Origin of the sequence: Trichlorobacter sp. (genome assembly GCF_030247655.1) — a bacterium.
Classification (GTDB): domain Bacteria; phylum Desulfobacterota; class Desulfuromonadia; order Geobacterales; family Pseudopelobacteraceae; genus Trichlorobacter.
Genome location: NZ_JAOTRZ010000330.1, coordinates 1 through 2,080, shown reverse-complemented (window position 1 = coordinate 2,080; position 2,080 = coordinate 1). Strand labels below are relative to the sequence as shown.

Annotated in this window: 1 protein-coding gene; it reads left to right on the top strand. The window is 58.9% G+C overall.

Going from position 1 to position 2,080, the window contains the following annotated elements; translation table 11 throughout:
• Window positions 1-2,080 (top strand): efflux RND transporter permease subunit (locus tag OEL57_RS16350; protein WP_300741966.1); only part of this gene is annotated, 2,080 nt, incomplete at both ends.

Below are 2,080 nucleotides of genomic sequence, written 5' to 3'. Positions count from 1 at the left end.
TCGGTGCTCACCAGCCCGAACTGGCGGTAACGATCGACCCGCAGCGGATGAACCGATTCGGTATCGCCATCAGTGAGGTGTTGGGGGCGCTGGCGGCCCAGAACCAGAATATCCCCCAGGGGATGGTCATCCGTCGGGAAGGGCAGTACCTGGTCAAGACCGACGGCGCGGTACAACGGCCTGATCAGCTGCTTGAACTGGTGGTGGGACGCAAGCAGGGCGGCATCATCCACCTGCGTGATATAGCCACTGTAGCCGTCGGGGTGCAGGAGCCCCAGTCGGCTTACCACGGTAACGGCAAAGAGGCGATCGGACTTAACATCATGCGTGGCCAGACCGGCCATACCCTGGATACGATCCATGCTGTAGAACGGCTGTTGCCCGGTCTGCGCAGTCAGTACCCCGGCATCAGCTTTGAGGTCAGCTACAGCCAGAAAGACCTGGTGGAACGTAGTGTAGACAACATGCTGGAGGCGCTGCGGGATGCCATCATCATCACCGTGCTGGTAATCTTCCTGTTTCTGGGCAATCTGCGCACCATGCTGCTGGTGGCGATCTCGATTCCGTTCAGCTACCTTCTGACCTTTGCCTGCATGTGGGTCTTCGGTTTTGAGTTCCATATGATCACCCTGACCGGCGTAATCCTGGCCGTGGGGATGCTGACCGATGACAGTATCGTGGTGATCGAGAATATCGAGCGCCATTACCGCGAATCCGGCAAACCTATCCGTGACCTGGTGGCCGGCGGCACCCAGGAGGTAATGCTGGCGATCATGTCCGGCACCTTCTCCACCGTAGTGGTGCTGGTGCCGATCATCTTTATCGGCGGTTATGTTCAAACCGTGCTGCGTCCGCTGTCACTCTCACTTTGCATCGCCCTGGTGGCCTCCTACATCGTCTCGGTTACCGTCATTCCGATTCTGGCCCCCTACATCCTCAAGGCCGGCCATACCCCCAACCGGCTGGAGGCGTTGGTGGGGCGCTGGGGAGATTGGATCAGTAACGGTATTGCCGGTTTTTTCAGTAACCTGCTGGATCTGGCACTCAAGAAGAGGCTGCTGTTTCTGGCGGTGGCAGTGGTGGTGCTGCTGATTACCGGCAGGTTCATCAAGCCGCTGGTGGGGCAGGATGTGATGCCCCCCATGGATACCGGTATCATCAAGATCGGTTTTGAGGCTGATGCCAATAGCTCACTGGCATCAACCCGGCAGTTGCTGGCCAGGATGGAGGCGGTGATACAGAAACAGACCGGTGTGTTTGCGATCAGCTCAACCCTGGGTTCAGAACCGTCGGTGGTCTCCTTTGGGGGAGCAAGAAATCCGCAGGGCGGGGCCATAACCGTTATGCTGGTGGATCGCTTCCACCGCAACCGCAGCATCTGGGAGATTGAACGGGAACTACGGACCGGGTTTGCACAGCTGTCAGGCCTCAAATATGTTGATGTTTACGAATACGGCGCAACCCCACTCTCCACCATCCGCGCCACTGTGGATGTGCAGATAAGCGGGCCTGACCCGCTGGTACTGGCCGGGCTGGGCAGACAGCTGCAGCAGCGGATGCAGCAGACAGGCGGGCTGGCCTCGGTTTCGCTGACCTGGCGCGATGACAAGCATGAACTGCGTTTTGCCGCCGATCCTGACCGCTGCGCGCTCTACGGCATTACCCCCAAAGAGGCTGCCAATCAGGTGCAGACCTTTCTGCAGGGTGGTGTTTCTTCGCTGTACCGACTGCCGGGTGAAGACGGCCTGCCGGTGCGGATCAGATACGCAGCAGAGGCTCGTAACAGGGTGGAGTATCTGGATCAACTGCTGCTGCACACGCCGCTGGGAGAGATTCCGCTGGCCAGTCTGGGGCGCTTTACAAGTGTGGATGTACCGGCTCTGCTGACTCGACAGGGTTTACAGAACAGCATCAACCTGCTGGGCTACCGCGAAACAGCATCAGTCTCCCATGTTATGGACAATGTCAAAACGGCACTGGCGGGGTTCGTGCTGCCGCTGGGCTACACCATGACCCAGGAAGGTGAGTCCAGACAGGCAGAAGAGTCGTTCAGTGCCCTGATGGCTGCCCTGACCATTGC